The organism is Verrucomicrobium sp. GAS474 (assembly GCF_900105685.1).
Lineage (GTDB): Bacteria > Verrucomicrobiota > Verrucomicrobiia > Methylacidiphilales > GAS474 > GAS474.
The window spans coordinates 2428747-2443555 of record NZ_LT629781.1 but is presented as its reverse complement, the minus strand read 5'-3'; the positions used below and the strand labels follow the sequence as shown (position 1 = coordinate 2443555).

Genomic DNA, 14809 nt, shown 5'->3' with positions numbered 1-14809 from the left:
CGCCTTCTTCCGTCCCCGGGACGAAGGAAGGCGGCCCGTCAGACCGTGCCAAATCGCGTTTTCTAGAAGATATACGAGGGGTTGATCGAGGCCGTCATCGTGTACGTCCCGGTGCTGGTGATCGTCGTGTCGCGGCCCTGCCAATCCCGCAGCGTGTAGGTCCCGGCGGGGAGGGCGAAGGTCACCGACGTCGGGCCGGTGACGCCCCAGATCGCGTAGCGGGGCCCGTACTTGTAGACCTTGGCCGTCGAGGTGTCGATGACCGCCTGGCTGAACGCGTAGGTCCCGATCGACGCGCTGAAGACCGAGGCGGCGACATAGGCGGGCTTCGGGGAGTAGTCGGCGTTGATCAGCCCGAAGTTGCTCTCCTGGTCGGTATCGGTTCCGCCGTTCTGGAATTCGTACCAGAAGAGCCGGCTGACCGTGCCCCAGCCCTGCCGGGCGGCGAGGAGATAGGCGCGGACGAAGTAGGCGGCCTGCTCCATTTCGGTCTCGCCGTCGGGATAGACCGACCAGCCCATTTCGGTCATCCACACCTTGAGGGTGCCGGTCGCGGGATTCGGGTGGTTGTTCGCCAGGGTGGTGAGGTAGGGCCAGATCGTCGAGACGTTGAACGTCGTGATCGGCCCCCCCGTCGCCGTGTAGCCGATCTCGGGCGGATTGTCGCCGAGGTAGGGATGGGCGCTGAAGGCGTTCTGGTAGCCGATGCCGCCGCCCCCGAGGACGCCCGACTCGTATTGCCCCCCGACGTTGTGGCCCGCGCCGCCGCCGCCGCAGGAGATGACGTTCACCGCGCTGTTCTGGGTCTTCATCGCGTTGTAGACCGCCTGGAGGAGCGGCGTGTAGACCGTCGTGGGATCGTAGTCGTCGGGCTCGTTCAGGATCTCCCAGTCGAGGACGTAGGGGTACCGCTGCATGCACTTCACCGCATAGCGCCCGAAGGCGGCGTTCGTCGTCGAGTCCGGCAGGCCTCCCGTGAAGTTGTAGGCCGGGGTCGCCTTGCCGAGGATGGCCAAGACCTTCAGTCCGCGGCTCTGCGCATTGCTCACGATGTCATCCTGATGGGAGTTGAAGGTGTAGGTCCCCGCGGTCGGCTCGATGCTGTCCCACCAGTAATTGTCCCGGATCCAGCCGAAACCCGCGAGGCGGATGAGGTCGAGGACCCTCGCCGCCGGGTCGGAGATCGAGTAGCAAAGGTGGGTGCAGACGCCCATGAAGGGCGGCCCGACGTTGGCGCGGGGAGGGACGGAAGCATACCGATGGTTCGACGTCCAGACCACGCCGCCTCCGGCGTTCTTCACCTGGACGCGGAGGGAGTAGATCCCGAGCTGGCCGACGTTGATCGGCACCTGCATGACCTGGGTCGCCGTCGAGGTCGAATTCGGCACCGCCGCCGTGCCGGAGTAGAGGACCGGACCCGTGGTGCCGTAGGGATAGAGTTCGATGGTGCAGGTCGCGCCCGGCACCGCGGGGTTCGAGCCGACCTGGACCCAGATGTTCCGCGTTCCCGTTCCCGTCCCGATCAACGTGGAACTGGGCCCGTAGATCTGCACCGCCGTGGCGGCGTGGCCGTTGCCGACCATCGCCAGGCCCAGCACGGCCAAGGCCATGGCACCTCGCTTCAACCATCTTGGAAGAATCCCTTGTGTTTTCATTGGGAAGACTATTATTTGAATATTTGAATATTATCAAACAAAAAGCGCAATTGTAACCATTGTAACGCAAGAAATCCGAAAGAACCTAGATCGCGAATGTCGGCTCTTCGTCGAAACGGAGCCACGCTCCGGCCTTCTCCACCTCGAAGAGGACGAGCCGGTTCTCTCCCTGGCGCAGCAGCGGCTTCGGCACGAAGAGCGATTGGTGCGGGCCCCGGTTCCAATACCGGCCCAAATTGAAGCCATTGAGGAAAACCGAGCCCTTCGCCCACGCACTGAGGTTGAGAAAGGTGTCCTGCGGGTCGTCGATCGCGAGGGACGCCTCGTGGAAGCAGGGCCCCGCAGACCACGCCGCACCGTCGGCAGGCCGGAAGGAAAGCTCGGGAAGCGGATCGAGCGGCAGGGGATGGATCGTCCAGCCGAAGAGGTACTTCCGGTCGAGCAGGACGCCGTCGAGGATGCCCTTGCGGTCATGCATCCAGGGCCCGAAGTTCGTCCTTCCCATATTCTCGACGAGAATGTCGAGCGTCGCCCCCTTCGCGGCGCCGATCGAGAGGATCGGCACGGCATCGTCCCTTCCGATCACCCCGACAGGTTTCCCGTCAATGAAGACCCAGGCCCGATCCCGGACGCCGCGAAGCCAGAGGGAGCGATTCTCACCGCCTTCGTGGAGTCGAGTCCGGTACAGGATGAAGCCGTGGTTCTGCCCAAGGTCTTCCATCGGCACCGGCGTCGGGCTGGAGACACCCTTCCCCAGCCGGGGCAGGACCTCGAAGAGCGGAGCCGAGGCGGAGGGAGAGAAACGCTCGGTCGCAAGCCGGGGAGAGCGGGCGAAGGTCCCCTCCCCGCTTCCATGGCCGTGCTGGGCGAGCACCTTCCGGCAGGCCTTGTACTTCGGCGTAAGGTCGCCCGCTTCGCTCAACAGCGCGCCGTAGTCGTAGCTCGTGGGCCGGGGATCGAAGCCCTTCTCGTCGCAGTTCGCGCCGCTCAGGAAGCCGAAGTTGGTTCCGCCATGGAACATGTAGAAGTTGACCGAGGCGCCGAGGGCGAGCATCTCGTCGAGGACCGAGGCCAGCTCTTCCGGATCGCGCGACGGGCGTTCCTGCCCGTATTGGTCGAACCAGCCCGCCCAGAACTCCATGCAGGTGAGCGGCCCCGTCGGCTGGCTCCGCCTCAACGCGGCGAAATTCTCCGCCACACGGGCCCCGAAATTCGCCGTGCGGAAGAGCTCCGGGAGGACGTCGAGGTAGACGCCGTGGTCCGAGGTGAAGAGGAAGCTCTCGATGCCGAGGCGTCGCGTCGCGTCCCGCAGATGGGCGAGGTAGGCCCCGTCGTTCCCGTAGGCGCCGTATTCGTTCTCGATCTGGACGGCGATCACCGGGCCTCCCCGAGTCGATTGGAGCGGGGCGATCCGGGGCAGAAGCTCGCCGAAGAAACGGTCGACCGCCGCGAGGAACGGCGCGTAGGAGCACCGCACCCGCATCTGCGGATCGCGCAGGAGCCACGCGGGAAGGCCGCCGAAGTCCCATTCCGCGCAGATGTAGGGGCCGGGGCGGACGATGACCTTCAGGCCGAGGGCCGCGGCCTTTTCGATGAAAGCGACGAGATCAAGCCGCCCGGAGAAATCGAACAGGCCCGGCTCGGGCTCATGGAGATTCCAGCAGACATAGGTCTCGACGGTGTTCAGGCCGCAGGCCTTCAATTTGGCCAGGCGGTCGTCCCACTGCTCCGGCACCACCCGGAAATAGTGGATCGCCCCGGAGAGGATCCGGAACGGCTCGGAACCGAGATGGTAGGCATCGCCCACGACATGGAGCGCGGCGGAAGGGGATGAGGGAGACATCAAATCAGTTGGAGGAGGCGGGGATCAGGTATTGGGGGACGGGGCCGAGCACCCAATCGTATCCCCCGGGGCCGACCGCCACGGGACTGTCGCTTCCCCGCCAATCGCGGAGGAGGTAATTGCCGGGCGGAAGGGCCAGATGGACGGACGAAGAAAGCCCCCCCGGCTGGGCGACCCACCCTGCGACGACCGCATCGGCACCGGTCCCGAAGGCCATGACCCGCGCCGCGTCCGTCGCGACGTAGTCCTTGCTCCACGGACGCTTTCCCAGCGTGGCGGAAAGAACCGCGGCGGCGACGTAAGACGCCTTGGGCGAGAAATCGGAACGGATCAGGCCGAAGTGGGGAACCTGCTCCGCCGGATCGTTCCCATCATCGCGGAAGGCATACCAAAAAACAGGCCCGCCGGGAGAGCGGCGCGCGCCCAGATAGGTCCGGACAAGGTAGGCGGCCTGAAGCAGATCGGAGAGGCCGTAGGAGACGGGTGCCGTCGACCAGCCCCATTCGTCGATCCGCTTGGAGGGACCGTAGAGGTCGGCCTTCTCCGGTACGTCGGGAAAAGCCTCCGGGGCTTTGAAGGGGGTGGGCATCCTGGGAGCCGCCTGTCCGTCAACCGCCAGGCCCCGTTCCTGGGCCCGGGCGGCAAAGTCGATACCCTGAGGCACCGCAGCGGCGGCCTGTCCGTAAACGTCGTCCCGAACGCGGGAGAATCCCGCGAGACGGAGCCAATCGAGCGAGGCGACTGCGGCACTCCCTTTCCCCCGCGCGAGATTCGCGCGGATGCCCCAGTCGTCGGCACCGACACCGTCCCGGGACGGCACCGCGGCGAGGGAACTCTTCTGCTCGGCGAGGAGGGCGTTATCGGACCCGCGGACACGGAAGGTCACCTCGTAGAGGCCGAACGCATCGGCCCGGAGGCGGAAGGCCACCCGCTGGCGCGTTTGGCCCGCCTTCAAGGCCGCCGTCGCCGAGGGGACACCGTCCTTTCCGGCGGAGCCCTCGGCGTCGCAGCGGGTCAGGACGGCTTCCGCCTTGCCGCCGGGAATCGCCAGCGACGAATCGACGATGACCTCGACGTTTTTCTCCCCCGTCCCCGCCGAGATGAGGCCCGAGGCGGCGTCGGTCACGATATCGACCGTCGGCACCACGTCGGTCAGGAGCTTGAACGTCGTGTCATCGTCGGCCCGGAGGGGCAGGAGGCAGAGCGCGAGGGTCGCCGCCGAGGCCGTCGCGGTTCGCATGAAACCGCTCATGGACGATAGACCCACGGCTTTCCCGTGAGCGCGTTCACGCGGATCACGGTACCATTCTTCGGCATGCCGACAGGAATCATGCCGAACTCGACGTAACGGCTGAACGTGGAGCTGACGCGCGCGGTGCCGTTCGGGGCGAAGAGCAGGCCCTGGGTGTAGGTCGTGGAGCGGCCCGCGTGGACGACCGTGACCGAGACCGGCGCCAGGCCGATGAGCGACGTCTCCTGAGGCAGCGAGGAGAAGGAAAGCTCCCCCTTGTCCTTCAGTTCCACCTGCTGGAGCGAAAGCGTCTTCAGGGAGGGGCTCCAGGTCTCCCCCTCGGTCCCGATCACGTCGCCCGCCGTCGCCGGCGTCGAGTTTCCGTCCCGGCGCTCGTAAAGGACAACGGAGACTTCCCCGTCCTTCCTGGAGGGATTTGCCGGCGCGAAGAGGATCCAGACGTAGGTGTTCGCGCCGATCGCCCGCTGGCGTCCGCTCTCCAGGTAACCCGTGAGCGCACTGACGGAAGCCGTGAACTTGGCCCCCCCACGCATCCCGCCGAGGGAGGCCATCGAAACCGCCATGAGGAGCGCCCCGATGGCGATGACGACGAGAAGCTCGATGAGCGTGAAGCCCCGGCGCGAGCCCCGGGAAAACCGGCCGCCCGTCCTACTCATAAATGGGCTCCAGGTACTTGTCGACGATCTGGCCCGTGTAACGGTCGATGGCGACGTGGAGCCAATAGCGTTTCTGCCCCTCGACGACGAAGTCGTTCAGCGAGGAAGGCGACGGCTTCATCCGTCCCGACTGGGCGACGATGTCGATCATCAGGTTCCACGTCCGCGTGTTCGACGAGGCGAGCGCCCGGATGGGAGCCTCCCGGTAAGCCTTGTTCGCTTTGCCCGCGACGGAGAGCGTCGAAGCGTCGATGACCGACGCCAGACGCAGGGCCAGGTCGGCCCGGCTCTGGATGGCGCCCGCGGAGGCCGCGGGCGTGGTCGGGTTCAGGCTCGCGGCAAGACCGTTCGCGACGACGGCCGCATCGCTGTCGGTGAGGAGAGTTTGATCGGTGGGCGATTGCTGTCCGCCGGCGAAGAGCGCCTGGAGGACGGGGACCGGAGCCGCATTCGGATTCACCTGCCCGTAGACCACCTTCGACTGTTCCTGGAGGCAGAACGCGTCGAGGAGGCCGCCGTCGGCGCTGAGCGGGCTGGAGAAATCGAGCGAGCGGAAGGGAAGGTCGCGGAAGGCATACCCCATCTCGGCGATCGAGACGAAGGGACGGTTCAAGACCACGGGACGCCGGGGCAGGGAGTTCCCCGCATGAAAGAGGACCGAGCCGTCTCCCGAGCCGGTGTTCTGCCTCCAGGCGTCGCCGGGCCGGACGACGCCGTCGGGATCGGCGTAGGTGGCCGTCGATCCGGGAGTGTTCTGGACAAAGCCCGCCAATTTCGGAAGCGCGGTACTCGAGGCCCCCGGCGAGTACGTGAACGCGGTCGGCGTGGCGGTGCCGCCCGTACTGGCCGCCGCGCTGCCGGGCCAGTAGCCGACGACCTGGCTGGTCTTGGCCGAATCGGATTGGAAGGTGCTGGAACTATAGAAGGTATCGGTCTTCCCCGGCCACGTGATCTCCCCCATCGAGACGGAGAAGCGGTCAGTCCGAGGATCGACCCGGGCCAGGGCATAGTCGCCCAAGGGCGACCCGATCGACCCCGCGGGAAAGGTCTCGCTTCCCCCGGCATTCGTCATGAAAGCCGTCTGCGATGCCAACGTTCCGTCCGGCAGATAATTGGGCCGCCGCAGGCCGAAGCCCACCCCCTGGAAGCGGGAAAGGTAATTGTAGGGCCGCCAGCTGCCGTCGGCCGCCAGGTATTCGAGGACGATCGCACTCGGCGCCGTCGTCATCGCGATGTCGGTCCAGACAGTGAACGGATAGGACGGCTTCAGGCTTCCCCAGATGAGCTGGGAGGCCACCGTCAGGCTGCCGGCGTTGAACCCCACGACCTGGACCGTCTTCCCTCCCCAGGAAATCGACGAGGCCATGTAATTGGCCGCGGAGGTCTGGGCCGCGTCGAGGCTGGCGAAGAGAATCGGCTGGGGGTGGTCCCGATAGTCGTCGGCCCCGACGGAGAAATAGAGATTGTTCCCGGCCGTCACTCCGTCGTAAGTCACGGTCGACGACGTCGGCGTCGGCTTCCAGTCATTGTCGCTGGTCGAAGTCGCGGACCGCATCCATTCGGCGATCACCGTCTTCACGCTGCAATAGGGGCGGATCCGTAATTTGGTCGGCCCGGCGACGGTCGTTCCCGGAGGAGCCGCGCCGTGGGGGTTCCAGAGCTCGGGCTGCAACCAGCCGAAGACCTTCGCCGCCGTGTTCTGCCAGATCACCGAATCGATCTGGCTCAGGTAGGGGAGGTTCTTGACGCCCGTGAAGGTGTTGAAAAGGGTGTTCTCAAGGGCGTCGGGCCCCGCGTACTTGGGAAAATAGATCGAAGTCGGATAGTTGTCGTTCCGGTACTGGTCGATGATGTTGACGCCGATCTGGATGATCTGGGAGTCGCACAAGCCGCCCGTCAGGCCGTAGCGGATGTCGAAGTAGTCCCCCATCGCCCCGGCGGTCGACATCCCCCCCCTCGCGCCCGGATGCTGCCCGATCGAGCCGCTGAGGAGCGAGGCCTTCAGGAGCTCGAAGAAATCGGGGTCGCGCCCCGAGTTGGCGATCTCGTCGAGGCGGCTGATGTAGGTCCCTCCCGTCCCGTGGGCATAGGTCCACCGCTTGTTCGTCGCATCCCATTTGAGGCCGAAGTAGAGAAGGATGTTCGCGACGTCCCCCGTCGCAGGCGGGGTCGTGTTGAGCAAAGCCAGGCGGCTCAGGGGAAAACGTTGGGCGGGATAGACGTCGCCGTTGGTCTTCCGGACGTTCGCCATGTCGCGGTTGATCGTGGAGGTCTTCTCCGAGTTGTCCATGTAGGCGAAGGCGGCCGAGGTCCCGTTGGTGAGCGGACGCCACGTCGACGCATTGACGGCGCGGGAGAAGGTGGAGAGATAGGCGAGCGCCCGCTTGTCGAGGCCGTTCTGGTCGAAGTAGGCCACGAGATCGCGACGGCCGAAGAGGGGGTTGTCCCCGGCCAGCATCGAGCGAAAGCCGTTAGTCGAATAGATGCCGACCGAGTTGGTGTAGGTCCCGTATTTCGCGATGCCCCCGCCGTTGCGCCATTGGACGAGGTTCTTCAGGGCCGCCGCATTCAGGCCGGGCAGCTTGGTGAGATCGGCGTAGGAGGCATAGCCTTTGCCCGCCGTTCCCGCCACCTCGGCGGGAAGATAGCCGGCGATATTGACGTCGAGGAGGCCCGAGGTGTCGTACATGGCGAAGGCATAGCGTCCGATCACGGCATTGGTGTTCGCCATGTCGGAGTAGTTCCCCGCCTGGGCGACGTTCGAGACCGGACGGCCTCCCGAACGGGTCACGTAGACCCAATCGGGCGGGGCGGCCGCGAAGGCCGCAGGCACGGAGGTCCCGAGCAGGCCGGGCGAGCCCCAGAATGCGGCCTGGAGGCGATGGCCGTCAGCCGAATAATTGGTCGTCGAAAGCGCCGAGGCCCGGGAGGGGGGGAGCTTCGCCGTCGCATAGTAGGAAGGATAGGTGGCGCCGTAGCGGCTCACGCGATTCAGGCTGATGGGGAGCTTCGTCGTCTCGGAGACGGGATTGACGGTGTAGGCCGAGGCCGCGAAGCCGATCCGGGCGGGAACCGTCGTGAGATTCGTCGCGGGAACGAAGGCGCGGGTGCCGTTGACGGTGTAGACCGTCCCCGAGGGCGTGCCGTCCTGCAGCGATCCCGCATCCATCTCCTGCCGCAGGTCGCCCAGGATCTCCTGCAAAGCGCCCCGCCCGATCTCCTCCGCCCGGGACGACTCGACGAAGTTGTGCTGGGAGCCCTGATTCAGCTGGATCGAGGAGAAAAAGGAGACGACGAGGATGGAGAGGAGCGCCACGAGCGCCAAGGCCAGGAGAAGCGCCATGGCGCGCCCCCCTTTCGGCATGCGGCGGAACGAGGAATTCATGGGAGTGTGCGGGAGGACCCCGCCTCGGGGAAACCGCGCCGGGAAGAGTTTTCCGGGGCTTGGAAGCCTCTCGCTCGAGACGCGGGGAGGCGGCGCCCCAGAGATCCTAAAACCATTATTTCCTAAAATTAGAATGTTGCATTTAAACTTTAAATATTTGACTTATTAAAGTCAAGCCCGAGACACCGCCACCCCTCAGGTGGAGGGAATCGGGATGACGGTGGAGTAGATCCGCAGTCCCGAGAGGATCGGCTCGGCCAATCCGGCCTTCTTCAACCCGCCCGAATCGACCACCTGATTCCACACGTCGGCGTAGATCTGCGCGGGGGAGGCCGTTTCTCCCAGCGCGGCCCGGATCCGGGATTGCCAATGGTTTTGCTCGGCCAGCTTGGACGCGGCGGCGTCGAGCACCGCGAGGGAGACGACGACGCTCTTGGTCTTCGTCGCGTCGAAGACCGTCCCGATCGTCCCGTCGGCGTTGAAGAACTGGAACTTGAAAAGGACCACCCCGTCGACGATGTCTTCCAGCGTTTCCTTTCCCAAGTCGGGAAGCTTGTCGGTCGTTCCCAGGGTGGCCCCCAGCGTCCCGTAGTCGAGGGAGTGGTCGCCGCGCTGGAGACGGCCTGTCGCGTCGCTGAGCGCGTAGCTCACGAGCGAGACCGGACGGCTGCTCCCGCTTCCCGTCGCCTCGGTGTAAAAGGAACAGGAGGGGGCGCCCCCCTTGTCGACGAACGAAGCCAGGTCGGGCCGGAGCACCATCGCCTGGACGTCCTGCTTGATCAGCCAGAGGGTGACGCGGGCCTGGGCGTAGTTGTCGGCCATGGCCTGGGACTTGCGCCACGCATGGGAGACCGTGGCCGAGATCTGGATCATCGCCACCATGAGCAGGGAGAGGATCGAGACCGCGACGAGCACCTCCACCAGGGTGAAGGCCCCTCCCGCCGTGCGGCGGAAAGGGAGGCGCGGGGCCGGGGACTCGATGAGGGATTCCATGTCAATTCGCGGACGTCGCCGCGAGCGAGATCGTGGTGACCACCTCGTAGTGCCCGCGCGCCATGGCCACCGAGGCCGCGGCGGGCCAATAGACGTAGAGGTAGACCTGGCTGCTGGAGGGCGGGGTCGAGGCCGAAGAAGGCAGCACCCGGTAGAGGACCCCGAACGCCGCCGCCGCGGCGACGCCGGTCTTCACGCCCTGATCGTCGACGTAGAGGGGGGAAGAGGCATCGTTGGCGCTCCGCGTCGCCAGGTCGGAGGGCAACGGGAAATTGGGCAGCGCGTTCTTGGTCGATGCGACGGCGCGGTAGCTTTCGATAATGCGGTTGGCGGCCGTCATCGCCGCGAGAGCTTCCCGAGAATCCCGATCCTGCCGCAATCCGGCCAGGACCAGCCCGAGCAGGGCGACCAGCACGAAGCTGCAAAGGCCGAGGGCGAACACGACTTCGACGAGGCTAAAACCTCGGACCATTCCGGCGCGATGCTTCACGTCTCTCATGCCTCCGCTTCTCTTCGAGTCTAGGGTATCCCGCGCCCGGCGGTAAGGAGTGGTTTTGCCTAGGCCTCGCTTACGTTTTCCCGGTGAAAACGTAATATTTAAATATTTGATGTTTTATTTCAATCTCTTTTTTTTGCCTCCGGCCTTATTTTAGGCAATCACGCCTTTTCGACCGCCCCGCGTCCGGCCGACTTCGCCGTTTTCCGGGGGCGGGCGAGAGGCGCCGTCGTTCCGCCTTCCCGATACGCGGGGGAAAGGGAGAGGTTTTTGGAAACGGCCCGCGGATCGGAAAGGATGTCGAGGGCCCGTTCCGCGTACTCCTCGAACGGCTGGACGAGCGTGCTGATCTTCGGGTGGCTGTATCCGGTCAACTGAGTCCCATCGAAGCTGAGGAGAGAAACCTCCTCGGGAAGGCGGACGCCCTGCTGCTGCAGCCAGCTCAATGCCCCGAGGGCGCAGACGTCGGAAATGGCGAAGACCGCCGTCGGCGGTTCGCCCCCGCTCCACAGTTCGGGCATGGCCCGGACGACCGCCTCCGCGCCGTTCTCCCACGCATGGATGCCGCAATGGAAGACGCGGGCCTCGCGCAGACCCCGCTTGCGCGCCTCGGCCGTGAAAAGTCGGCACCGTTCCTGCACCGCCTCGCTCTCCTCGGGTTCCCCGACCAGGAAGGCGATGCGGCGATGCCCCAGCTTGGTCAGGCGATCCATGCCCATTTCGACCGCGCTCCGGTTGCACAGGCCGACCTGGGAACCGGCGTAGTTCTCCATGTTCCGGTCGATCACCAGGGTCCGGTAGCCGCGGTCGCCCAGGATTTGCGTCATGCTGCGGACCACGGCGTCCGGCAGAGCCAGGAAGGCGACGGCGCCCTCGTCGGGAGGAAATGCCAGATTGCGCTCGACGGTCTGGGAATCGTCGGTCGGCCCGAGCCGGAGGATGCGCAGGGTGACCCCCCGCTTTTGGCACTCCATCTGGAAATGGCCGATGATGGTCCCGGTGTAGAGGGCGTTGAAATCGGCGGCGACGAGCGCCAGATGCTTGAGACCGGCAGCGGCGGGATGCCGGACGAGGGTGCCGATCGCGCGGCGGCGCTCCAGAAGCCCCTCCCCCGCCAATTCGCTCAGCGCCCGGCGGACCGTGCCCTGGGAAAGGCCGAGGCGGCGGACGATCTCCAGCTCGGGCATGAAGAGATCCCCGTCCTTCAGCCCGCGCAGGATGATCTGGCGCAGGGCGGTGCGGAGCTGGGCATGAAGGGAGTGGGAGCTTCCCCGATCGATGGAAACCGACTGGAAGAGCTTGTCCCAGGCCGCCGCCGTTTTGGAAGCAGTGGAGGGACGGGAAGAGGAGGAGGAAGCCATAGGGAAAGTTCCACGAGATTATTTCATTGTTTACACAAAATCAACGTCTTACGGCTCCGCGAGACCGAAAAGACGTTCCCCGCAACCCCGGCAGGAAAAAAGAGCGATTGCAAAAAAGACTTTTCAATAAACATTTAATATTTAAACATTTTTACAGCCAAACGGCCCCTCTCTTTCCATGACCCCCCTCGACTGGCTCATCACGATCGCCCCCCTCCTCCTCGTCCTGGCCGTCGGCCTCTATTCCCGCCGCCATGTTCGGGGCGTGGCCGACTTCATGTCGGGAGGGCGGTCGGCGGACCGGTATCTCCTCTGCATCGCCGGGGGGGAGCTGCAGGCCGGGGCCGTCGTCTTCGTCGCCCTCTTCGAGGTCCTCTCCCATTCCGGATTCGCCCTGGGCTGGTGGGGCTGGCTAGCCGGGCCGATCGGCCTCATCGTCAGCATCTCCGGCTTCGTCGTCTACCGCTACCGCGAGACGCGGGCGATGACCCTCGCCCAGTTCTTCGAGCTCCGCTACAGCAAGCGTTTCCGCCTCTTCACGGGCTTCCTCGGCTTCTTCGCGGGGATCCTCAATTTCGGGATCATCCCCGCCGTGGGAGCCCGGTGCCTCGCCTATTTCTGGGGGTTCCCGGAACACGTCGCGATCCTCGGCGTCCCCTGCCCCACCTACGTCCTCATGATGGGACTCTTCCTTTCGATCTCCCTCTTCGTCGCCCTCTCCGGCGGCCTCGTGACCGTCATGATCGTGAACTGCCTCGAGGGCATCGTCGCCCAACTCTTCTACATCGTCATCATCGTCGCCCTCCTGACGACGTTCGACTGGTCCCAGATCGTCACCGTCCTCCAGGACCGTCCTCCCGGCCATTCCTTCCTCAATCCCTTCGACTCGAGCGGCGTGAAGGACTTCAACGTCTGGTACGTCCTCATGGGGCTCGTCATCAGCATCTACGGCACGATGGCCTGGCAGAACGCGGCCGGATACCAGGGGGCGGCGCTCAACCCGCACGAGGCTCGGATGGGCGGCCTCCTCGGCCGATGGCGGGAGATGGGCAAGAGCGCGACGGTCACCCTCCTCGGCATCTGCGCCATGACCTTCCTCGCCCACCACGACTTCTCCGCCCAGGCCGCCGCCGTCGGCGACGAGGTCGCGCGCATCTCCGATCCCAACGTCCAGAACCAGATGCGGATGCCCATCGCCGTCTCCCACCTCCTTCCCGTCGGCGTGAAGGGCGTCCTCTGCGCCATCTTCCTCATGGGCGTCTTCGGCGGGGACGCCACCCATCTCCATTCATGGGGCAGCATCTTCGTCCAGGACGTCCTCGTTCCCCTCCGCAAGAAACCGTTCGGCCCCAAACAGCACCTCTTCGTCCTCCGTTGCTCCATCGGCGGCGTCGCCCTCTTCGCCTTCCTCTTCGGAGCCCTCTACCGGCAGGTCGACTACATCGCCATGTGGTGGGCCGTCACCTGCGCCATCTACGTCGGCGGCATCGGCGCGGTCATCATCGGCGGCCTCTACTGGAAAAAAGGGACGACGGCGGGGGCCTGGGCCGCCCTCTTCGCCGGATCGACCCTCTCCGTCGGGGGCATCCTCGCCCGACAACTCCATCCCCACTTTCCGCTGAACGGAACCCAGATTTCCTTCATCGCCTGTCTCACGGCGATGACCCTCTACGTCGCCGTCTCCCTCCTGACGAGCCGCGAGGACTTCAACATGGACCGCCTCCTCCATCGCGGCGCCTATGCGCGGACCGATGAGGTCGCGAAAGCCGCGGCCTCTCCCGCCCCCGCGCCTCGCGGGGCATGGCTGGGGCGGCTCATCGGCTTCGACGAGAATTTCTCCAGGGGGGACAAATGGATCGCCGGCCTTCTCTTCGGCTGGAGTTCGCTCTTCACCCTCATCTTCCTCGTGGGCACGACGTGGTACTTCGTCTCCCCCTGGTCTGCCGCGCTCTGGCCGTCGTTCTGGCACGTCGTCTCCTTCGTCCTTCCCGTCTTCTTCGCCGTCGTCACCGGACTCTGGTTCACCTGGGGCGGCGTGCGCGGCATGCGCCGTTTCTTTGCCCGCCTGAGAAACGAGCGGGTGAACCACCTCGACGACGGCACCGTGAAGGACCATCAGAACCTCGACGAACGCGAACGGGCGGCGTGACATGATCCCCTCCCCCTGCGGCCTCCTCTTCCTTTCCACCGACCGTTACGATCAAGTCTACGGTCCCGAGGAACGGTCCGGCATCGAACGGCTGATGCGCATCGGCGGCCCGCTCTTGACGGAGAAAGGGTACCACGCCACCGCCCAGTCGTGGCCCGAGGTCGATTTCCTGTTCGCGAGCTGGGGCATCGTCCGCTTCGACGAAGCCTTCCTGCGGCGGTTCCCCAACCTGAAGGCGATCTTCTACGGGGCCGGCTCCGTCAAGGGCCTCGTCACCGAGGCCTTCTGGGAACGGAACATCGCCCTCTCCACCGCCGCCGCGGCGAACGCCGTGCCGGTCGCCGAATTCACCGTCTCCCAGATCCTCTACGCCCTGAAACAAGGCTGGCAACAGGTCCTCCGCCTCCGGCGCGAGCGGACCTTCCCCTACGAGGTCTACCGCCCCCCGGGGAACTTCGGCTCCACTGTGGCGCTCCTCTCGCTCGGGCTGACCGGCCGTCTCGTCGCAGAACGGCTCCGCCCGTTCGACCATCACGTGATCGCCTATGATCCCTTCGTCTCGGACGAGGCGGCAGCCGCCCTGAACGTCGAAAAAGTCTCGCTGGAAGAAGCCTTCGCGCGGGCCGACGTCGTCAGTTGCCACACGCCCCTGCTCAAGGAGACCGAAGGAATGATCGAAGGGCGCCATTTCGACCTGATGAAGCCGTCGGCCACCTTCATCAACACGGCGCGCGGTGCCGTCGTCCGCGAAGGGGAGATGATCGAGGTCCTGTCCCGGCGCCCCGACCTGCTCGCCCTCCTCGACGTCACCTCCCCGGAGCCGCCCGCGCCCGACTCCCCCCTCTACCAGCTCGACAACGTGATCCTCACCCCCCACCTCGCGGGCAGCTCCAACCTCGAATGCCGCCGCCTGGGCCGGGCCATGGTCGAAGAAGCGGCACGCTACCTGCGCGGTGAATCCCTTCTTTACTCAGTCGACCGAGCCCAGGTCGAACGGATGGCCTGATTCCTCGGTCGGG

The 14809-nt window shown here is 65.5% G+C and carries 10 protein-coding genes; 2 read left to right on the top strand and 8 right to left on the bottom strand.

Annotation, left to right across the window (positions count from 1 at the left end):
* Positions 1-62: 62 nt before the first annotated feature.
* The 8 genes from BLU04_RS10130 to BLU04_RS10095 all read right to left on the bottom strand — a co-directional run bounded on the left by BLU04_RS10130 (position 63) and on the right by BLU04_RS10095 (position 11641).
* Positions 63-1610: a cellulase family glycosylhydrolase gene (locus BLU04_RS10130; protein WP_093285430.1), complete on the bottom strand. Its 1548-nt coding sequence runs from the start codon at positions 1608-1610 to the stop codon at positions 63-65.
* 130 nt (positions 1611-1740) lie between these two features.
* Positions 1741-3498: a beta-galactosidase family protein gene (locus tag BLU04_RS10125; RefSeq protein WP_093285427.1), complete on the bottom strand. Its 1758-nt coding sequence runs from the start codon at positions 3496-3498 to the stop codon at positions 1741-1743.
* A gap of 4 nt (positions 3499-3502) precedes the next feature.
* Complete coding sequence (locus BLU04_RS10120; protein ID WP_157895275.1) at positions 3503-4738, bottom strand: hypothetical protein; 1236 nt, start codon at positions 4736-4738, stop codon at positions 3503-3505.
* A gap of 8 nt (positions 4739-4746) precedes the next feature.
* Positions 4747-5406 (bottom strand): prepilin-type N-terminal cleavage/methylation domain-containing protein, encoded by a 660-nt coding sequence (locus BLU04_RS10115; RefSeq protein WP_093285422.1) that lies wholly within the window; start codon positions 5404-5406, stop codon positions 4747-4749.
* Positions 5399-8791 (bottom strand): hypothetical protein, encoded by a 3393-nt coding sequence (locus BLU04_RS10110; protein ID WP_157895274.1) that lies wholly within the window; start codon positions 8789-8791, stop codon positions 5399-5401. The genes BLU04_RS10115 and BLU04_RS10110 overlap by 8 nt, the downstream gene beginning before the upstream one ends.
* Positions 8792-8986: 195 nt before the next feature.
* Complete coding sequence (locus tag BLU04_RS10105; protein WP_093285417.1) at positions 8987-9784, bottom strand: prepilin-type N-terminal cleavage/methylation domain-containing protein; 798 nt, start codon at positions 9782-9784, stop codon at positions 8987-8989.
* A gap of 1 nt (position 9785) precedes the next feature.
* Positions 9786-10256 carry a hypothetical protein gene (locus BLU04_RS10100; protein WP_093285415.1) on the bottom strand — a complete coding sequence of 157 codons (471 nt, stop codon included), beginning with the start codon at positions 10254-10256 and terminating at the stop codon, positions 9786-9788.
* Positions 10257-10441: 185 nt separating this feature from the next.
* Positions 10442-11641 carry a GntR family transcriptional regulator gene (locus BLU04_RS10095; RefSeq protein ID WP_093285412.1) on the bottom strand — a complete coding sequence of 400 codons (1200 nt, stop codon included), beginning with the start codon at positions 11639-11641 and terminating at the stop codon, positions 10442-10444.
* Between the two features lie 178 nt (positions 11642-11819).
* On the opposite strand from BLU04_RS10095, the gene BLU04_RS10090 reads away from it, so the two are divergent.
* Positions 11820-13790, top strand: a complete 1971-nt coding sequence (locus BLU04_RS10090) for a sodium:proline symporter (RefSeq protein ID WP_093285410.1) — start codon at positions 11820-11822, stop codon at positions 13788-13790.
* Position 13791: 1 nt separating this feature from the next.
* Positions 13792-14796, top strand: coding sequence for a hydroxyacid dehydrogenase (locus tag BLU04_RS10085; RefSeq protein WP_093285407.1), 1005 nt, complete (start codon positions 13792-13794; stop codon positions 14794-14796).
* Positions 14797-14809 lie beyond the last annotated feature (13 nt).

Bases quoted from the DNA above. Each gene is read 5' to 3' on its own strand.
- BLU04_RS10085 (WP_093285407.1), top strand. From the start codon at position 13,792: ATGATCCCCTCCCCCTGCGGCCTCCTCTTCCTTTCCACCGACCGTTAC.
- BLU04_RS10095 (WP_093285412.1), bottom strand. From the start codon at position 11,641: ATGGCTTCCTCCTCCTCTTCCCGTCCCTCCACTGCTTCCAAAACGGCG.
- BLU04_RS10105 (WP_093285417.1), bottom strand. From the start codon at position 9,784: ATGGAATCCCTCATCGAGTCCCCGGCCCCGCGCCTCCCTTTCCGCCGC.
- BLU04_RS10130 (WP_093285430.1), bottom strand. From the start codon at position 1,610: ATGGCCTTGGCCGTGCTGGGCCTGGCGATGGTCGGCAACGGCCACGCC.
- BLU04_RS10100 (WP_093285415.1), bottom strand. From the start codon at position 10,256: ATGGTCCGAGGTTTTAGCCTCGTCGAAGTCGTGTTCGCCCTCGGCCTT.
- BLU04_RS10090 (WP_093285410.1), top strand. From the start codon at position 11,820: ATGACCCCCCTCGACTGGCTCATCACGATCGCCCCCCTCCTCCTCGTC.
- BLU04_RS10120 (WP_157895275.1), bottom strand. From the start codon at position 4,738: ATGCGAACCGCGACGGCCTCGGCGGCGACCCTCGCGCTCTGCCTCCTG.
- BLU04_RS10115 (WP_093285422.1), bottom strand. From the start codon at position 5,406: ATGAGTAGGACGGGCGGCCGGTTTTCCCGGGGCTCGCGCCGGGGCTTC.
- BLU04_RS10110 (WP_157895274.1), bottom strand. From the start codon at position 8,791: ATGAATTCCTCGTTCCGCCGCATGCCGAAAGGGGGGCGCGCCATGGCG.
- BLU04_RS10125 (WP_093285427.1), bottom strand. From the start codon at position 3,498: ATGTCTCCCTCATCCCCTTCCGCCGCGCTCCATGTCGTGGGCGATGCC.